Raw genomic sequence first — 971 nt, forward strand, 5'->3', positions numbered from 1 at the left:
CGGCTGCTGGAGCGCGGTGACGAGGTCGTCGGCATCGACAACGTCAACGACTACTACGATCCGCAGATCAAGGAGGCGAGGCTGCGGCTTCTGGACGAGGCGAGCCGCAAGACCAATGCCGGCTATCATTTCATCCGCGGCAATCTCGCCGACAAGAGCGTGGTCGACGCCTGCTTTGCCGACCATGCATTCGACCGGGTGATCCATCTCGCCGCCCAGGCCGGGGTTCGCTACAGCCTGGAAAACCCGCATGCCTATGTCGAAAGCAACATCATCGCCTACACCAACATGCTGGAGGCCTGCCGCAACAGCGCCGTCGCGCACCTGACCTATGCCAGCACGTCGAGTGTCTACGGCGCCAACACCGACATGCCGTTTTCCGAGCATCGTCCGGCCGACCATCCGCTGCAGTTCTACGCCGCGACCAAGCGCGCCAACGAGCTGATGGCGCACAGCTACAGCCATCTGTTCCGATTGCCGACGACCGGGCTTCGCTTCTTCACCGTCTATGGTCCCTGGGGGCGCCCGGACATGGCGCTGTTCCTGTTCACCAGGAACATCCTGGCCGGCGAGCCGGTCAAGCTGTTCAACAACGGCAACCACACGCGCGACTTCACCTATGTCGATGACATCGCCGAAGGCGTGATCCGCGCCAGCGACAGCCCGGCCACGGGCAACGCCGCCTGGGACTCCAGCCGTCCCGATCCGGCCACAAGCAGCGCCCCCTGGCGCATCTTCAACATCGGCAACAACAACCCGGTGAAGCTGACCGCCTATGTCGAGGCGCTGGAAAACGCGCTGGGCCGCAAAGCCATCGTCGAACTTTTGCCGCTGCAGCCCGGCGACGTGCCCGATACCTTCGCCGACACCTCGGCGCTGGAGCAGGCGGTCGGCTACCGCCCGACGACGACAGTGACCGAAGGGGTGGGGCGGTTCGTCGAGTGGTACCAGGCGTATTTCGGGCGGGGATA

General features: G+C 64.4%; 1 protein-coding gene. It reads left to right on the forward strand.

The features are described from left to right. Window positions 1-971: NAD-dependent epimerase (locus tag EOA13_RS37265; protein WP_164780649.1), on the forward strand; the 971-nt coding region annotated here is incomplete at both ends.

The organism is Mesorhizobium sp. M7A.F.Ca.US.011.01.1.1 (assembly GCF_003998295.1).
GTDB lineage: Bacteria > Pseudomonadota > Alphaproteobacteria > Rhizobiales > Rhizobiaceae > Mesorhizobium.